The organism is Planotetraspora thailandica, assembly GCF_016863335.1.
Classification (GTDB): Bacteria; Actinomycetota; Actinomycetes; order Streptosporangiales; family Streptosporangiaceae; genus Planotetraspora; species Planotetraspora thailandica.
In genome coordinates this window covers 50,313-65,084 of the sequence record NZ_BOOR01000034.1, presented here as the reverse complement: position 1 = coordinate 65,084, position 14,772 = coordinate 50,313, and the positions used below count along the sequence as shown (strand labels likewise).

The 14,772-nt window shown below is 69.7% G+C and carries 12 protein-coding genes; 4 read left to right on the top strand and 8 right to left on the bottom strand.

Annotated features, from left to right (window positions below):
- Nucleotides 1-33: 33 nt before the first annotated feature.
- Nucleotides 34-2,376 carry a nucleotide-binding protein gene (locus Pth03_RS42565; RefSeq protein ID WP_373318577.1) on the bottom strand — a complete coding sequence of 781 codons (2,343 nt, stop codon included), beginning with the start codon at nucleotides 2,374-2,376 and terminating at the stop codon, nucleotides 34-36.
- Between the two features lie 186 nt (nucleotides 2,377-2,562).
- On the opposite strand from Pth03_RS42565, the gene Pth03_RS22680 reads away from it, so the two are divergent.
- Both Pth03_RS22680 and Pth03_RS22675 read left to right on the top strand, forming a co-directional pair.
- On the top strand, nucleotides 2,563-3,525 hold the full coding sequence (locus Pth03_RS22680) for an NAD(P)H-quinone oxidoreductase (protein WP_203946358.1): 963 nt from the start codon (nucleotides 2,563-2,565) through the stop codon (nucleotides 3,523-3,525).
- Nucleotides 3,526-3,651: 126 nt separating this feature from the next.
- On the top strand, nucleotides 3,652-4,179 hold the full coding sequence (locus Pth03_RS22675; RefSeq protein WP_203946357.1) for a bacterial proteasome activator family protein: 528 nt from the start codon (nucleotides 3,652-3,654) through the stop codon (nucleotides 4,177-4,179).
- Between the two features lie 31 nt (nucleotides 4,180-4,210).
- Here Pth03_RS22675 and Pth03_RS22670 read toward each other — a convergent pair whose 3' ends face one another.
- Nucleotides 4,211-5,005: an HAD family hydrolase gene (locus tag Pth03_RS22670; protein ID WP_203946356.1), complete on the bottom strand. Its 795-nt coding sequence runs from the start codon at nucleotides 5,003-5,005 to the stop codon at nucleotides 4,211-4,213.
- A 240-nt stretch (nucleotides 5,006-5,245) separates the two neighbouring features.
- Here Pth03_RS22670 and Pth03_RS22665 point away from each other — a divergent pair, with 240 nt between their 5' ends.
- Complete coding sequence (locus Pth03_RS22665; protein WP_067138340.1) at nucleotides 5,246-5,449, top strand: cold-shock protein; 204 nt, start codon at nucleotides 5,246-5,248, stop codon at nucleotides 5,447-5,449.
- Nucleotides 5,450-5,704: 255 nt separating this feature from the next.
- Here Pth03_RS22665 and serS read toward each other — a convergent pair whose 3' ends face one another.
- The 4 genes from serS to Pth03_RS22645 all read right to left on the bottom strand — a co-directional run bounded on the left by serS (nucleotide 5,705) and on the right by Pth03_RS22645 (nucleotide 9,854).
- Nucleotides 5,705-6,982, bottom strand: coding sequence for a serine--tRNA ligase (gene serS / locus Pth03_RS22660; protein WP_203946355.1), 1,278 nt, complete (start codon nucleotides 6,980-6,982; stop codon nucleotides 5,705-5,707).
- A gap of 86 nt (nucleotides 6,983-7,068) precedes the next feature.
- Nucleotides 7,069-8,001: a prephenate dehydratase gene (gene pheA, locus Pth03_RS22655; RefSeq protein WP_203946354.1), complete on the bottom strand. Its 933-nt coding sequence runs from the start codon at nucleotides 7,999-8,001 to the stop codon at nucleotides 7,069-7,071.
- Between the two features lie 115 nt (nucleotides 8,002-8,116).
- Entirely contained in the window at nucleotides 8,117-8,557 is a 441-nt protein-coding gene (locus tag Pth03_RS22650; RefSeq protein WP_239119278.1) for a DUF4446 family protein, read from the bottom strand.
- A 22-nt stretch (nucleotides 8,558-8,579) separates the two neighbouring features.
- Entirely contained in the window at nucleotides 8,580-9,854 is a 1,275-nt protein-coding gene (locus Pth03_RS22645) for a glycosyltransferase 87 family protein (RefSeq protein ID WP_239119277.1), read from the bottom strand.
- Nucleotides 9,855-9,973: 119 nt separating this feature from the next.
- Between Pth03_RS22645 and Pth03_RS22640 the strand changes: the two genes are divergently transcribed.
- Nucleotides 9,974-12,172 (top strand): hypothetical protein, encoded by a 2,199-nt coding sequence (locus Pth03_RS22640; protein WP_239119276.1) that lies wholly within the window; start codon nucleotides 9,974-9,976, stop codon nucleotides 12,170-12,172.
- On the opposite strand, the gene mptB is transcribed toward Pth03_RS22640, so the two are convergent.
- A complete protein-coding gene (mptB, locus tag Pth03_RS22635; protein WP_239119275.1) occupies nucleotides 12,054-13,484 on the bottom strand; it encodes a polyprenol phosphomannose-dependent alpha 1,6 mannosyltransferase MptB in 1,431 nt (476 codons plus the stop codon). The genes Pth03_RS22640 and mptB overlap by 119 nt on opposite strands.
- Before the next feature lie 522 nt (nucleotides 13,485-14,006).
- Nucleotides 14,007-14,771 (bottom strand): glycosyltransferase, encoded by a 765-nt coding sequence (locus Pth03_RS22630; RefSeq protein ID WP_203946353.1) that lies wholly within the window; start codon nucleotides 14,769-14,771, stop codon nucleotides 14,007-14,009.
- Between the last annotated feature and the right edge of the window lies 1 nt (nucleotide 14,772).

Genomic DNA, 14,772 nt, shown 5'->3' with positions numbered 1-14,772 from the left:
ACCACATAAGGAACGATCTTCCCCATCGGAGCACTAGAGCTGGTCCGGGATCTCCGAGAACCGGCGCTCCCCGAGCGCCTGCGGCCCGGCGAACCCGTCGCCGACGCTCGCGGCCAGCTTCAGGTACGCGTCGCGCGTGGCCTCCTGCAGCTGCTCGAGGTCGATCTCGGCCCCTTCCTCCAGATGCGGGTCGTACGGCACGCGGATCACGGCCCGGCAGCGGGCGGTGAAGTGCGCCTCCAGCCTGTCCAGGTCGACCGTCGACTTCGATCGGGGCCGGACGCTGCACAGCACGACGGTCGCGGCGCGCACGAGGTCCTCGTAGTGGTGCGCCTCGAGCCAGTCCAGGGTCGCCGAGGCCGCCCTGGCGCCGTCCACCGAGGGGGAGCTGATCAGCACGATCTGGTCGGCCAGGCCGAGCACACCGGACATCGCGGAGTGGAGCAGGCCGGTGCCGCAGTCGGTGATACAGATCGAGTAGAAGTTCTCCAGCACCTGCGACACGGCGTGGTAGTCCTTGGCGCTGAACGCCTCCGACACCGACGGGTCACGGTCGGACGCCAGGATCTCCAGCCGGGACGGCGCCTGCGACGTGAACGCCCTGATGTCCACATAGCGCTTGATCTGTCCGCGCTCGTTGAGCAGGTCGCGGACGGTCGCGGCGGTCTCCAGCTCGACCTTGTCCGAGAGCGTTCCACGATCGGGATTGGCGTCGACCGCGATCACGCGGTCGCCGCGAATCTGCGCCAGCGTGGCCCCCAGGCCCACCGTGGTGGTCGTCTTGCCGACGCCTCCCTTGAGGCTGAGGACGGCGACCCTGTGGTGTCCCGACGCCACGGGCGTACGCGCGCGGTTGATCAGCTCGCGCCTCCGCCGCACCTCCGGCGGCTCGCCCGGCTTGATCCATCCTGCCGACGCCTTGTAGACGAGCCGGCGCCAACCGCCCTTGGGGGCGTTCCTCCGGCCCTTGAGCAGACTGACCGGGTCGAGGCTGTCGGCGGACGGCTTGGACCCGCCTGCCGTACGGGACGGGGTGTTGAACGCCGGCGTGGGGATGCTCTGGCGGCGGCGCGGCTGGTACGGCGGGGGCTCTTCGGAGCTCTGCGCCTCCTGCGGCTTACGCTGCTCGACGGCCAGGTCGTCGCGGAGCGACCCGCTGAAGGGGTCGTCCTTGGCGGGTTCCGGCTTCTGCTCGGCCGCCGGCACCGGGACATCGACCGGGGAGTTGAACGGGGAGTCGGGGTTGGTGACCCGGAACGTCGTGTCCGCCGCCGAGGGCGTCCGGTCGACACGGAAGGGAGCTGAGGCGTTCAGCCCGAACGGATCCGCCGGCCCGGTGTCCTCCAGCGAGCGCTCCACGGGAAACGCGTGCTCCCCGGTCGTCCGCTCCGCCGGAAACGCGTTCTCGCCCGTACGCTCCACCGGAAACGCGTATTCCCCGGTCGTCCGCTCCGGGGCGGCGGCCGCCGTGTCGAAGGCCGAGCTCGGCCAGTCGTGCTCGGAAGCGGCGGGCGGCTCGGCCGGCGTGTCCTTCTCGACCGGCACAGCGGGCTCCAGCCAGCCCCGCAAGGGTTCTTCCGCAGCCGGCTCGGGCACCTCGGTGATCTTGCGGGTATCCGCCTCGGCGAAGGCGCCCAGGTTGTAGGAGTCCGTGTCGGACGGCGAGTCGGCGGCGAAGGCCCCCGTGCCGAAGCCTCCGAACGCCGGGGGAGCGACAGGCCCGTCCTTGTCCCCCTCATCGCGTACGGCAGGCCCACCGGCGTCTTCCTCCGCAGGCGCGGCGGGAGCCGGCGATCTGAACGCCGTGCCGAAGGCGTCGAAGGCGCCCGTGGACTTGTCCGCCTCGGCGGCTACCGCCGACCGGTCGATCTCCGACGTCGCGGGCCCTTCCTCCGCGTCCGTCTGCGCGCCGAAAGCACCGGGCCCGTCACCACCGAAAGCCCCAGGACCGTCACCACCGAAAGCACCGGGCCCGTTGCCACCGAAGGCCCCGGGTCCGTCGCTGCCGAAGGCTCCGGCACCGTCAGCCCCGAAACCCTTGCCGTCACCGAAGGCCCCTAAGCCGCTCGAGCCGCCGGAAACGCCCGAGCCGTTGCGCTCATCGGTGCCGGAGTCCTTGGCGGGCGCCGCCTCGTCGTCGTTCACGTCCGCCGGGGCCGAGCCGTACATCGAGTCGACCGCGTTGCGGAACAGCGCGCCGGAGGCGGGCTCGGAGGGGACGAGGCTCCAGGGGTCCTGCGGGTACGGCGAAGGCGCCTCGCGCTCCGCGGGTGGCGCCGCCTGGGGAGAGACGGCGGCGGACGCACCGGAGGATGTCGCGGCCGCGAGGGTCGCGGAGGTGACCGCGCTCACCGCGATGTCGACCTCGTCAGGCATCTCCTTGATCGCGTCCAACCATGCGAGCTGGTCCTCAAGTGAATGAGGATCCTCTCGATCATGTCTCGCCACCGTGTACCCCCTCGGGCTGGGCTAAAAGGGCAGCAAACACATTGGAGATTAGCGTCCCGTATTACGCTGAATGCGGGCAACCGCCGAGTTCACCGTCACGCTACTTTAGGTGGCATGCGTGCGACCGTGATTTCCGAGCCGGGCGGACCTGACGTTCTGGCCTGGGAAGAAGTGCCCGATCCTCGTCCCGCCGCAGGTCAGGTCGTGATCGACGTGAAAGCGTCCGCGGTCAACCGGGCCGACCTGCTTCAGCGTCAGGGCTTCTATCCGCCCCCCAAGGGCGCTTCCGACATTCCCGGCCTGGAGTGCTCCGGAATGATCTCGGAAATCGGCCCGGGGGTCGAGGGATTCGCCGTCGGCGATCATGTCTGCGCGCTGCTCGCGGGCGGCGGATACGCCGAGCGCGTCGCGGTTCCCTGGCAACAGGTCATGCCGGTCCCCGAGGGCGTTCCGCTGGATGTCGCCGCCTCGCTGCCCGAGGTCGCCTGCACGGTCTGGTCGAACGTCTTCATGACCGCCAGGCTGCGCAAGGGCGAGACCCTGCTCGTCCACGGCGGCGCGAGCGGCATCGGCACACTGGCCATCCAGCTCGCCAAGGCGTACGGCTCGCACGTTCTGGTGACGGCGGGATCGGACGAGAAGGTGCGGCGCTGCCTCGACCTGGGCGCGGACGAGGGCGTGAACTACCGGGAGGAGGACTTCGCGGAGAAGTTCAAGAACCGGGCCGATGTGATTTTGGACATCATCGGCGCCAAATACCTCCGCAAGAACGTCGCGGCGCTGGCGACCGGCGGACGGCTGGTCGTCATCGGCATGCAGGGCGGCACGGTCGGCGAGCTCGATCTCGGCAGGCTGATGGGCAAGCGGGCGTCGGTATCCGCGGCCGGTCTGCGCGTGCGGCCGGTCGAGGAGAAGGGCGTCATCTGCCGGGGCGTGGTGCAGAACGTCTGGCCGTTGATCAGCGCCGGTGCGATCAAGCCGGTCGTGTACGCGGAAGTCCCCATGAGCGACGCGGCGCAGGCCCATCGCATGCTCGAATCAGGCGAGCACATCGGAAAGATCCTGTTGGTCCGGTGAGCTAGGTTGGAACGCAAGAGCATGGTGTGAGCCCGGCTGCTCCGCCCCTGGCCGCCCAGCGCGCAGGGCCGCCGACCGGCAGACGCGGGGCGGATCTATCCAGGAAGCAGGAGTGGAAATCGACCGATGAACGCAGACGAGAGCACCCCACAGATCGTTGTCGTGGGGCCCGAGGGCCTCTCGGTCTCCGGCACCAGCGGTAAGGAAGGCGAGGAGGAGCGCTCCGTCGCCGAGCTCGTCGAGCAGCCGGCCAAGGTCATGCGGATCGGCAGCATGATCCGTCAGCTCCTCGAAGAGGTGCGTGCGGCTCCCCTGGACGACGCGAGCCGCAAGCGCCTCAAGGACATCCACCAGAGCTCGATCAAGGAGCTTGAGGACGGCCTCGCCCCCGAGCTCGTGGACGAGCTCGAACGGCTGTCGCTTCCCCTGACCGACGACAACGGCGCTCCCCCGAGCGACGCCGAGCTGCGCGTCGCGCACGCCCAGCTCGTCGGCTGGCTGGAAGGCCTCTTCCACGGCATCCAGACCACGTTGTTCGCCCAGCAGATGGCCGCTCGCGCCCAGCTGGAGCAGATGCGCCGCGCACTCCCCGGCGGCATGTCGCAGCAGGGCCCTGAGGAGCCCGCGCACCGCGGCGGCGGCCCCTACCTTTAACCCCGATCCGGCCGGGCGCCCCGCGGCCCGGTCAGAACAGATCTTCCAGAATCCGGGCGACGCCGTCCTCGTCGTTGGCCGCCGTCACATGATCGACGGCGGCCAGCACGTCCCGGTGGGCGTTCGCCACGGCGTACGACGTGCCGGCCCAGGTCAGCATCGGCAGATCGTTGGGCATGTCCCCGAAGGCCAGCACGTCGCCCGGCTCGATACCCCTCCCCGCGGCCAGCGCGGCCAGTCCAGTGGCCTTGGTCACGCCGTACGCACTCATCTCGATCAGGGCCCGGCCACTCGAATGGGTGGCCGTCACGATGTCGCCGACGATCGCGTGCACCTGGCGGTGCAGCTCGTCGGGATGCATCGACGGGTGCAGCGCCAGCAGCTTGGCGCACGGCAGGGATGTCAGGGTGGAGCCCCCCACACGCGTCCCATTGAGCGCTGTGGCGTCCCATCCGCCCAGCGGGAAGTCCGACTCGTGGGCGAAGCCCCCCTCGTACTCCACGGAGAACGTCAGGCCGGGCACGTGCCCGCGCAGCCGCCGTACGGACTCCTCCAGGATGTCCGGGGCGATCAGATGCGCCTCGACGATCTTCTCGGTGTGGAGATCGTAGACGAGGGCCCCGTTGGCGCAGATCGCCAATCCCCGGTGCCGCACGGCTCCCGCGACGGCGTGCATCCACCGGGGCGGCCGGCCGGTGACGAAGACGAGCGTGCCACCAGCCTGTTCGACCCGCGCGAAGGCGGCGGCCGTGCGGGCCGAGATGGTTCCGTCGGTGCGCAGAGCGGTGCCGTCGAGGTCCGTGGCGACGAGGAGAGGGCGGGTCATGACGGCATCCAGTTTGCACGCTGTTAGGCGGACGCACACCTCCGGGGGATCTCCGAGGGAGAAATCTCACCCGGACGTGGAACACCAACGCGCTTCATAGTGTTAGATGTGATGGCGTTGTATTAGCTGTTCCCGTAGCGAAAACCAGCTTGACTGTATGAGCCACCCGGGGAGCTGTGCGACACACCGGGGCCCACGAGGTGTGGTGCCCCAAGATTAACTTCCTTAGGGAGAGCATTAATGGCTCAGGGAACCGTCAAGTGGTTCAACGCTGAGAAGGGCTTCGGCTTCATCGCACCGGACGGCGGCGAGCCCGACGTGTTCGTGCACTTCTCGGCGATCACCGGCTCCGGCTACCGCAACCTGGAGGACGGCCAGCGCGTGGAGTTCGAGGTCACCTCGGGCCCCAAGGGTCCGCAGGCCTCCAACGTGCGGGCGCTCTGAATCCACTGACTCACTGAAGGCGGAGTCCGCTTTGCGGGCTCCGCCTTTGGTGTGTTTTCACCAGACTATTCGTCTGATCGTGTGGTCGCGCACTCGGACGATCATGGTGAATCGGGCAAGAACGCGACCCGAACATTCCGGACCGCCCCATCTCGCCCAGATCGGCACTTTTCCACATTCAGCGATTACGCGTTGAGCGGACAAAAAATCCCCCGAACCTGGAGCTCCAGATCCGGGGGATCGTGCCGTTCGCGCTCAGCGTGAACCGGTCTTCTTGGCCGGCTCGATGACGTCCAGGCCCACGTACGGGCGCAGCGCCTTGGGCACCACGACCGAACCGTCGGCCTGCTGGTGATTCTCCAGGATCGCGACGATCCACCGGGTGGTCGCCAGCGTGCCGTTGAGCGTCGCCACGTTCTGCGGCCTGCCGTCCGCGTCCCGGTAGCGCACCCGCAGGCGGCGGGCCTGGAAGTCGGTGCAGTTCGAAGTGGAGGTCAGCTCGCGGTAGCGCCCCTGCGACGGGATCCACGCCTCGCAGTCGAACTTGCGGGCCGCCGACGTGCCGAGGTCGCCCGCCGCGGTGTCGATCACCCGGTAGGGCAGCTCTGCCTTGTCGAGCATCTCCTTCTCCCAGGCCAGCAGGCGGCGGTGCTCCTCCTGCGCCTCCTCCGGGCGGCAGTAGGAGAACATCTCGACCTTGTCGAACTGGTGGACGCGGATGATGCCCCGGGTGTCCTTGCCGTACGAACCGGCCTCGCGGCGGAAGCACGACGACCAGCCCGCGTAGCGGATCGGCAGCGCGTCGGAGTCGAGGATCTCGTCGGAGTGGTAGGCCGCGAGCGGCACCTCCGAGGTGCCCACGAGGTAGAGGTCGTCCTCCGGCAGGCGGTAGATCTCCTTGTCGTGGGCGATGTGGAAGCCGGTGCCCTGCATCGACTCCGGCTTCACGAGCACCGGAGTGATCATCGGCGTGAAGCCGGCCTCGATCGCCTGCTGCATGGCCATGTTCAGCAGCCCGAGCTGGAGCCGCGCGCCGACGCCCCTCAGGAAGTAGAACCGGGCGCCGGAAACCTTGGCGCCGCGCTCCACGTCGATGGCGCCGAGCAGCTCGCCGAGCTCCAGGTGATCGCGAGGCTCGAAGTCGAAGACCGGCTTCTCCCCGATCTCCTCGAGCACGACGTAGTCGTCCTCGCCGCCGGGAGGGGCGTCCTCCTCGACCACGTTGGGCACCGACATCAGCAGCTCGTCGAGGTCGCCTCCGAGCGCGTCCGCCTCGGCCTCGGCGGCCTTCACCTGCGCGGCGAGGTCCTTGGCTCGGGCGAGCAGCGCGTCTCGCTCGTCGCCGGACGCGCGTGAGACCGACTTGCCGATGCTCTTCTGCTCGGAGCGCAGCGATTCGAAGCCGCTGAGGGCGCTACGGCGGCGCTCGTCGAGGGTGAGCAGCGCGTCGACGACCGAATCGTCCTCGCCCCGGGCGCGCTGCGACGCCCGGAACCGGTCAGGGTTCTCACGAAGGGTACGCAGGTCAATCACAGACGAAAGGCTACCGGAGCCGATACGCCGCCCACCCGACGACAAGGACACCCGAGCCGACAAGACCGGGCAAAGAGGCCGCCTGCTCAGGAACGCTGGTCGACCCGGCCCGCGCGAATCCGGCTCAGCCAGTCGGCCGCCTCGGAGAAATCGCCGTCGGCCGTGCCCGGCTTGACCTTGGTGGTCTCCTGGTCGGCCCGGGGATAGCTGCCGAGGAAGCGCACGTCGTCGGAGAGCCGGTGGAGGCCCGAGATCGCCTCACCCACCCGGGCGTCCGCGATGTGGCCTTCACAGTCGAAGTGGAAGAAATAGTGCCCGATGCCGTCTCCGGTGGGGCGCGACTCGATGCGGGTCAGGTTGACGCCGCGAACCGCGAACTCGCTCAGCATCTCCAGCAGGGCGCCGGGGTGGTCGTTCCTGAGGTAGGCGACCAAGGAGGTGCGGTCGGCGCCGGTCGGCGCGGGCAGCTCCCCGGGCGGGCTGAGCTTGATGAACCGGGTGACCGTGTCGGGCCGGTCGCCGATCCGGGCGGCCACCTGGGCCAGGCCGTAGTATTCGCCCGCGATCGCCGGGCTGATCGCCGCGTCGTACGGCGAGCCGGGCGCGGCCACCTCCTGCGCCGCCGCGGCGGTCGAGGAGGCGGCGATCACCACGGCGCCGGGGAGCTCACGCTCGACGAACCCGCGGCACTGGGTGTGCGCCGCCGGGTGGGTGATCACTCGCTTGATCTGCCGCAGCTCGGTGCCGGGACGGGCGAGAAGGTAGAACTCGACGGGCAGCAGCACCTCGCCGGTGATCAGAAGCGGTTGTCCCCAGGCGAGCTCGTCGAGCGTCTGGGTGATCGCCCCTTCGACGGAGTTCTCCAGGGGCACGACCCCTCCGTCGGCCTCGCCGCGCCGCACGGCGTCGAGGGCCGCGCCGACGTTGGCACAGGGCAAGCCCTCGGCGTCGGGAGCCACAATCCGGAGCGCCGCCTCACAAAAGGTGCCACGAGGCCCCAGATAGGCGAGTTTCGACATAGGACCAGGTTAGCGGCATTGGCGAGGTGGCCGCCGCACCAACGACTCAACCGATTCCACCCGTTTTCGCACCTCGCAAACCGATCCCGCCGTCGGCCTTTTTTCCGGGAGGAGGTCAGGAGGACGTCACCGTCTTGAGGCCGCGGAGGCGTTCGGGCTCCACCTCGGGGCCGAGACCGAGCCGGGCGGCCCTGACCGCCTGCTCCTCCTCGGGCGACAGCGGCTGGCAGCCCTTGCCTCCCGACACCGACCGCACGTACGTGCGCGTCTCGGACCGGCCGTTGATCGAGGTGAGCACGATGCCGTCGCCGAATCCGTTGATGAGGGCCACGGAGAAGGACAACCGGCCCGTCATCTCCTGCAGCGCGTCATATCGGTAGACCGCCACGTCGCGGATGGACCGGCTGTCGATGACGCCCTCGACGGCGCTGCGCCGGGCGAGCACGTCGAGGCACTTCTCGACCGACGATCGTGCGCTCTTGAGCGCGAGCAGGCCGAGCGCCACTCCGGTCGCTCCTGCGAAGACCCCCACCATCAGCACAACGGTAACCGCCACGTGACCGAGCGTAACGACTCGGTCAAGGTGTCGCACCGCGAACCGGTGAGGCCGCCGGTCCGGCGCTCCGCCGCCGGGGCAACCAGGACGCGAGCAACCACAGCAGGCCGATCGCGCCCAGCCCGAAGCCGTTCTGCACGATCTTGCCGATGACCGGGCTGACAACGGGGATCTCCAGCGCCTTGATGGAGACCCCCCACCATGGGATGGGCAGCACGTAATAGAGCCAGGCCCCGGCCGCGACCAGCAGCCGCCTGGGGTCCTTCCCTGATCCGGCCAGCGCCGCGAGCACGATCACCACCCACGCGAGGTGGTGGATCCACGCGACCGGCGACAGCAACACGGCCATGAGCCCGGTCAGCGCCACCGCCGTCATGACGTCGCCGTCGAGGAACGCCCTCCTCGCGGCGCGGAAGCCGTACCAGCCGACGACCGCGGCGGCGGCCAGCCAGATCACCGCGGTCAGCCAGCCGGGCATGTACAGCCGGAGCAGCATGCCGCGCAGCGACTGGTTGGTCGTGGCGGCGTTCGCGCCGAGGCGCTCGGAGTCGAGCAGGGCCGAGAACCAGAAGTCCTTCGCGTCGTGGAAGATCACCAGGAACGGCAGCAGCGTGAGCAGGGCGGCCGTGAACACGGCCATGAACAGCGCGTTCCTGTTCTCCCTGTCGCCGTCGCGCCGGGAGAGCCCGGTGACCGCGAGGTAGATCAGAAAGACGCCCGGTGTGAGCTTCACCGCGGTGGCGATGCCGATCAGCATCCCGCGCGGCCACCACGGCTTGCGCACCACGCAGTCGAGCAGGCACAACGCCACGAGGAACAGGTCAACCTGACCGAACCTGATCTGGTCTCTGATCGGCATGATGTAGAAGCACGCGACCGTCAAGACGGTGAACAACGCCGGCGCGGCCAGACGCCCCCGAAAGCGCTCCAGCAGCGGCCTGAAGGCGAACCCGACGGTCGCGGCGAGCACGACGACGATGGCCGCGGTCCACACCCACTGCGCGGCGGGCCACGACATCTCGGCCAGCGGGACGGCGAGGATCGCGGCGAACGGCGGATAGGTGAACGGCAGCAGCTGCGGCGCCGGTGTGATCACGCTGTAGACCGGAACGCCGAGCAGGAGCGCCGAGCCGCCCGTACGGTAGACGTCCAGATCGACGAGACGCTGGTCGGCCGGGTTGGTCAGCCAATAGTCGATCAACGGCGCGGTGGCGGCCGCGATGATCAGCAACGAGACCAGGTAGGGCGCCCACACCCTCACGGCCCTCGTGATCATGGTCGTCCGGCCAGTCGTCATGATGAGGGAGGCTACCGTGGACTCTGTCCAGTTCCTGTCGCTTCGGCGCACGATCGCCTGTCCCGTTCGCCGGGATCACGCACCCGCCAGCCCGCTCACGTAACAGGAGACCGCGAACCGTGCACGGTGCCCAGCGCTTCTCAGGGGTCCTCTCACTGGTCGGCGCCGCGGTCCTCGCGTTGCTGGCCGCGTTCGTGGGCGTGGTGACGATCACGGCGCCCGCGTCCGCCTCTGTCGTCGAAGGAGCGCCCTCGGGCCGGGTGGTCCTCATCGGCGTCCCCGGAGTCCAGTGGAACGACCTGGACTCCGCGCGCACCCCCAATCTGTGGAGCCTGGCGGGCAAGGGCGGCGTGGCGTCGTTGTCGACGCGGACGATCCCGCCGGAGGGCCTGCCGGTCACGTGCCCCACTGGGGGCTGGCTGACGGTCTCGGCGGGTCAGCGGGCGGGCGCCGGCGGCACGGCATGCGGCCCCGTGCCGACGCCCGTCGTGGGTGCGGACGGCTCGGCGACGGTGCCGGGATGGGCCGACCTGGTGGCCTTCCAGAAGGCCGGTTCCTACAAGGCCGACATCGGCCTGCTCGGCCAGACCGTCGCCGACTCGGGCGGGAAGGTGGCCGCCATCGGGCCGGGGGCGACGCTGGCCGCCGCCGACAAGAGCGGAAAAGTCGCGAAATATGCGGCTTCGCCGAGTGAGCTGCCCGACCTGACGCCGTACAACCTCGTCGTCGCGGAGGCCGGGCAGATCGCCCAGGCGTGGGACCGCGGCGGAGCCGACCGCCAGAGCGCGGCGGCCGCCGCCGACCGCACCGTCGGCGAGATCCTCGCCCACGTGCCCTCCGGTTCGACCGTGCTCGTGGCGGGCCTGTCCGACTCGGGCTCGGCCGCCCATCTGCACCTGGCCATCGCCACCGGCCCGGGCGTGGACGCCGCAGGCGTGCGGGAGCCGTACGAGCCGGGGTGGCTGACCGCGTCGTCGACGCGGCAGGAGGCGCTGGTCACCATCACCGACGTGACCGCCACCGTCACCCACGTGCTCGGGCTCGGCACGCCGGAGGGAGTCGTCGGAAGGCCCTGGGAGCCCACCGGGGGCTCCGTCACGGCGAAGGACGCCGTGAGCAGGCTGGCCGACGACGACCTGGCCAGCCAGGTGCTCAAGGACGTCAGGGAGCCGTTCTTCCTGGCCCTCGTGGTCATCCAGCTCTTGTTCTACGGCCTGGCCGCGGTCGTGATCAGGCGGCACCGGCGGATGTTCGCGGCCGCCCAGGTCGTCGCGGTGGTCAGCGGCGCCATCCCGGTGTCGACCTTCCTGGCACAGCTGGTGCCGTGGTGGGGCATGCCGCACCCGATGGCCGCGTTGTGCGTCACGATCCTGGGCTTCGCGGGAGTGATCGCGGGAATCGCCTTCGCCGGGCCGTGGCGCGGCCACGTGCTCGGGCCGTTGACGGTCGTGGCCGGTGTGAGCTCGCTCGCGCTGCTGGCCGACGTGATGACCGGTTCCGCGCTCCAGGTGAACGCCGTCACGGGATATGAGCCGGTGACCGGCGGGAGGTTCTACGGCTTCGGCAACATGGCGTTCGCCGTCTACTCGACCGGCACGATCCTGCTGCTGGCCGGGGTCGCCCACGTCCTCAGGAACCGGCGCCTCCTGGCCGTCGGCGTGTGCCTCGCCTACGGCCTGCTGACGATCTTCGCGGACGGCTGGCCCAGCTGGGGGGCCGACTTCGGTGGCGTGCCGTCGTTCATCCTCGGCTTCGCCGTGTTCATGCTGCTGGTCACGGGACGCCGCGTCTCCGTGATCAAGCTGGCACTGGTCGCCGTCGGCGGGTTCGTCGCGATCGCGCTCATCGCCGTCGCCGACTGGCTGCGCCCGGCCGACCAGCGCACCCACCTCGGCACGTTCGTCCAGCAGGTCGTCGACGGAGACGGCGCCTCGGTCGTCGGCCGCAAGCTCGGGGCCATGCTGCACACGCTCGGCAACCTGCCCCTGACCCTGCTGTCGCTGGTCGCCCTGGCCTTCCTGTTCCTCGTGCTCTACCGGCCGTCGCAGTGGGGGGCTCCGGCGCTCAGCCAGGCGTACGGCCACGCCCCCGCGCTGCGGCCCGGGCTCTTCGGGGCGCTGACCGCCGCCCTCGCCGGGTTCCTCGTCAACGACTCCGGCATCGCGATCCCCGCGATGGCGCTGACCGTGGCCGTGCCCCTCACGCTGACCGCGTCGGTGCGCGCCCTGCAGCTTTCGACGTCTTCCACGCCCACCAGCCCAGCAGGACCGTCAGCGCCAGCAGGCACCACGGCACCACCTGCGACCGGACGACGCTGACCAGCCACCCGAGGTCGGGCGGCTGGTCCGCCTGCCGCGCCGGAAGGTAGCCGAGCGACAAGACGGCCAGCCGTACGATCATGAACGCTTCGAGCGCGGGGCAGGCCGCCAGCGCCAGCAGGGCGAAGGCCAGCCCGTCGTACCACGGCAACACGTACGGCGTGGCGAACAACCAGGCGACGGCGAAGGCGAGGGCCACCCGCGGGGCGTCCAGCGGCCCGTCGGCGCGCAGCGCACGCAGCACCATGACGGCCAGGGCGGCGAGCAGGGCATATGAGCCGAGCTGGATCCACACGCGGTAGGCCCCGGGGCCAAAGAGCGCCTGGGCGGCGTGTTGGACGAGCTTCCACGGCGTCGCGAGCGAGAGCGACTGGCTGGCGCTGCGCACCTGGTCGAGGGAGTCGGGCCCCGCGAGCAGGTAGGCCACGACAACGGTCAGGAGCGCCGAGCCGGCGACGACGGCCAGCCGTCGCGGCGAGCGCCGCAGCTCCCAGGCCGGGCCTAACGCGACGAGGCCGGCGGTGACCTTCACGGCGATGCCGAGGCCGAGCAGGATGCCTTTGCCGCGGGCGACGACGAGAGCGGCGACCATGAACGCGATCGCGAGGGTGTCGAGATGCATGCCCGCCGCGAGGTGGTAAATGATCAGCGGGTTGGCCGTCCACAGGAGCGCGGCGCGGCGTTGCCGAACGGGGTCGTGCCGGGTGAACCGGTGCAGGACGAGCGCGGTCGCGATGAAGGCGGCGGCGTTGACGATCGCCATCACGAAGATCGTCAGCCGGAGCGAGTCGCCCCCGACGAAAGAGGCGAGAGCCTGTACGGCTGTCGCCACCGGCCCGTAGACGCTGGGGACCGTCCCCCACTCCTCCACGGCCCCGATGACTGGATCGCCGGGCAAATCAGCCGGAACGGTCACATAGGGGTTGTGGCCGAGCATGACCATACGCCCATAAGCCGCGTAGTTGAGATGGTCGGCGGAACCCGACGGGGGGAGGAACGCGAGCACGACGGCCGCGAGACAGCCCGCCAGGAGGAGCCATCTGGCGGGGGGCATGCGGCATGCGTGGCGCAGGCCGATCGCGAGGCCGATCGCGCCGAGGACGATGGCGGCGGCGGCCAGGGCGATGACAAGGTGCCCGTCAGGTGCCACGCCGAGCGAATAGGGCGGCTGCCAGGAAGGCCCCCGAAGGGGCGGCACCATGGCCGAAGGCCCGAGCAACCCGATGAGGATCGTCGCCACGATCGACCCCCCGCCGACCACCACCCCCACTCTGGGGCCGGCAACAACCTTGGGAGTGATCAACTTGGTCAACACCTTGGGCGTGATCAATTCAGCCCACCCTTGGGGGTGATCATGCAGAAGTTCGCGCGCACCCGCTGTGAGCTCCCTCAACTCTTGCCGTGATCATGCAGAAGTTCGTGGATGGGCGGTCTGACCAGCCCAAACACTGAGCGTGATCATGCAGAAGTTCGGCTAGATGCATCGTGACCAGGCATTTCTCGTAACGTGATCATGCAAATCTTCTCCACCACCCCCGGCGACCTGGGCGGATGGGATTCGTGATCATGCACGACGACGCCTTCCCCGCATGATCGTCCGCAGCTGTCGCCGCCAATGGGCGTAACACTAGGAGAATCCGTGCATGATCACGACTGGTGTCGTGGCCGGCCAGAGCACGCCAGCGCGAACTTCTGCATGATCACGGTTGGCATATGGGCTGGTCAGACCGCCCATCCACGAACTTCTGCATGATCACGGCCCGGGAAACGCCTGCTCACGCCAGCCATCGTCGAACTTCTGCATGATCACGCCCAGGAGGGGCGGGAGGGTGGATCATGAACGCGGGCGGAGTCCGCCTCTGCTGTGCTTGATGGCTTCGCGGCCTTGCTTGACCACCGGCTCGCGAGCGGCCAGAGCCCTTCCGACATCCCGGAGCTGTTTCGCCCGGTGCATCTGCGCCCGCCAATCGGTGCCGGTCGCCCGGTGGGCCATCTCGACCTCGACCTCGACGACGCGGAATCCCTTGCCGAGCAGATCGACGGTCATCCCGGTCTCCACGCCGAAGCCGTGCGCCAGCGGCCGCGCGGCCTCGAACGCGGCCCGGGTCAGGCACCGCTGCCCGTTCAGGGGCTGCGTGGCCTCCCAGCCGGTCAGTCGTTTGATCCCGTCACGGGCCAGCCGCACGACGATGCCATGCCCGCCGAGCTTGACCCGCGTCGCGAAGACCGCGATGGTCAGGTCGGCCTCGCCGGCGCGAACCGGAGTGATCAGCGGAAGCGCCGCCGCAGCCGTCTCTCCAAGGTCCGCGTCGAGGAACAGCAGGTGCCGCGCGATTTCGTCATCGAGCAGGCGTACGGCTTCCGCCCCGCTTTCCATCGCGGCGGCCTTGCCTTTGTTCCTGCTGTGCCGTACGACCCGTGCGCCGGCCGCCTTCGCAACCCGGCCGGTCTCGTCGGCCGAGCCGTCGTCCACGACGACCACGAGGTCGACTCCGGGCAACTTCAGGGCAGCGGTCACGGTGGCGCCGATCCGGTCGGCCTCGTCCTTGGCCGGGATGACGACAGCGGTGTCGGGGGGTGGCACCACCAGTTCACTCATG

Bases quoted from the DNA above. Each gene is read 5' to 3' on its own strand.
- Pth03_RS42565 (WP_373318577.1), bottom strand. From the start codon at position 2,376: ATGCCTGACGAGGTCGACATCGCGGTGAGCGCGGTCACCTCCGCGACC.
- Pth03_RS22680 (WP_203946358.1), top strand. From the start codon at position 2,563: ATGCGTGCGACCGTGATTTCCGAGCCGGGCGGACCTGACGTTCTGGCC.
- Pth03_RS22675 (WP_203946357.1), top strand. From the start codon at position 3,652: ATGAACGCAGACGAGAGCACCCCACAGATCGTTGTCGTGGGGCCCGAG.
- Pth03_RS22670 (WP_203946356.1), bottom strand. From the start codon at position 5,005: ATGACCCGCCCTCTCCTCGTCGCCACGGACCTCGACGGCACCGCTCTG.
- Pth03_RS22665 (WP_067138340.1), top strand. From the start codon at position 5,246: ATGGCTCAGGGAACCGTCAAGTGGTTCAACGCTGAGAAGGGCTTCGGC.
- pheA (WP_203946354.1), bottom strand. From the start codon at position 8,001: ATGTCGAAACTCGCCTATCTGGGGCCTCGTGGCACCTTTTGTGAGGCG.
- Pth03_RS22645 (WP_239119277.1), bottom strand. From the start codon at position 9,854: ATGACGACTGGCCGGACGACCATGATCACGAGGGCCGTGAGGGTGTGG.
- Pth03_RS22630 (WP_203946353.1), bottom strand. From the start codon at position 14,771: ATGAGTGAACTGGTGGTGCCACCCCCCGACACCGCTGTCGTCATCCCG.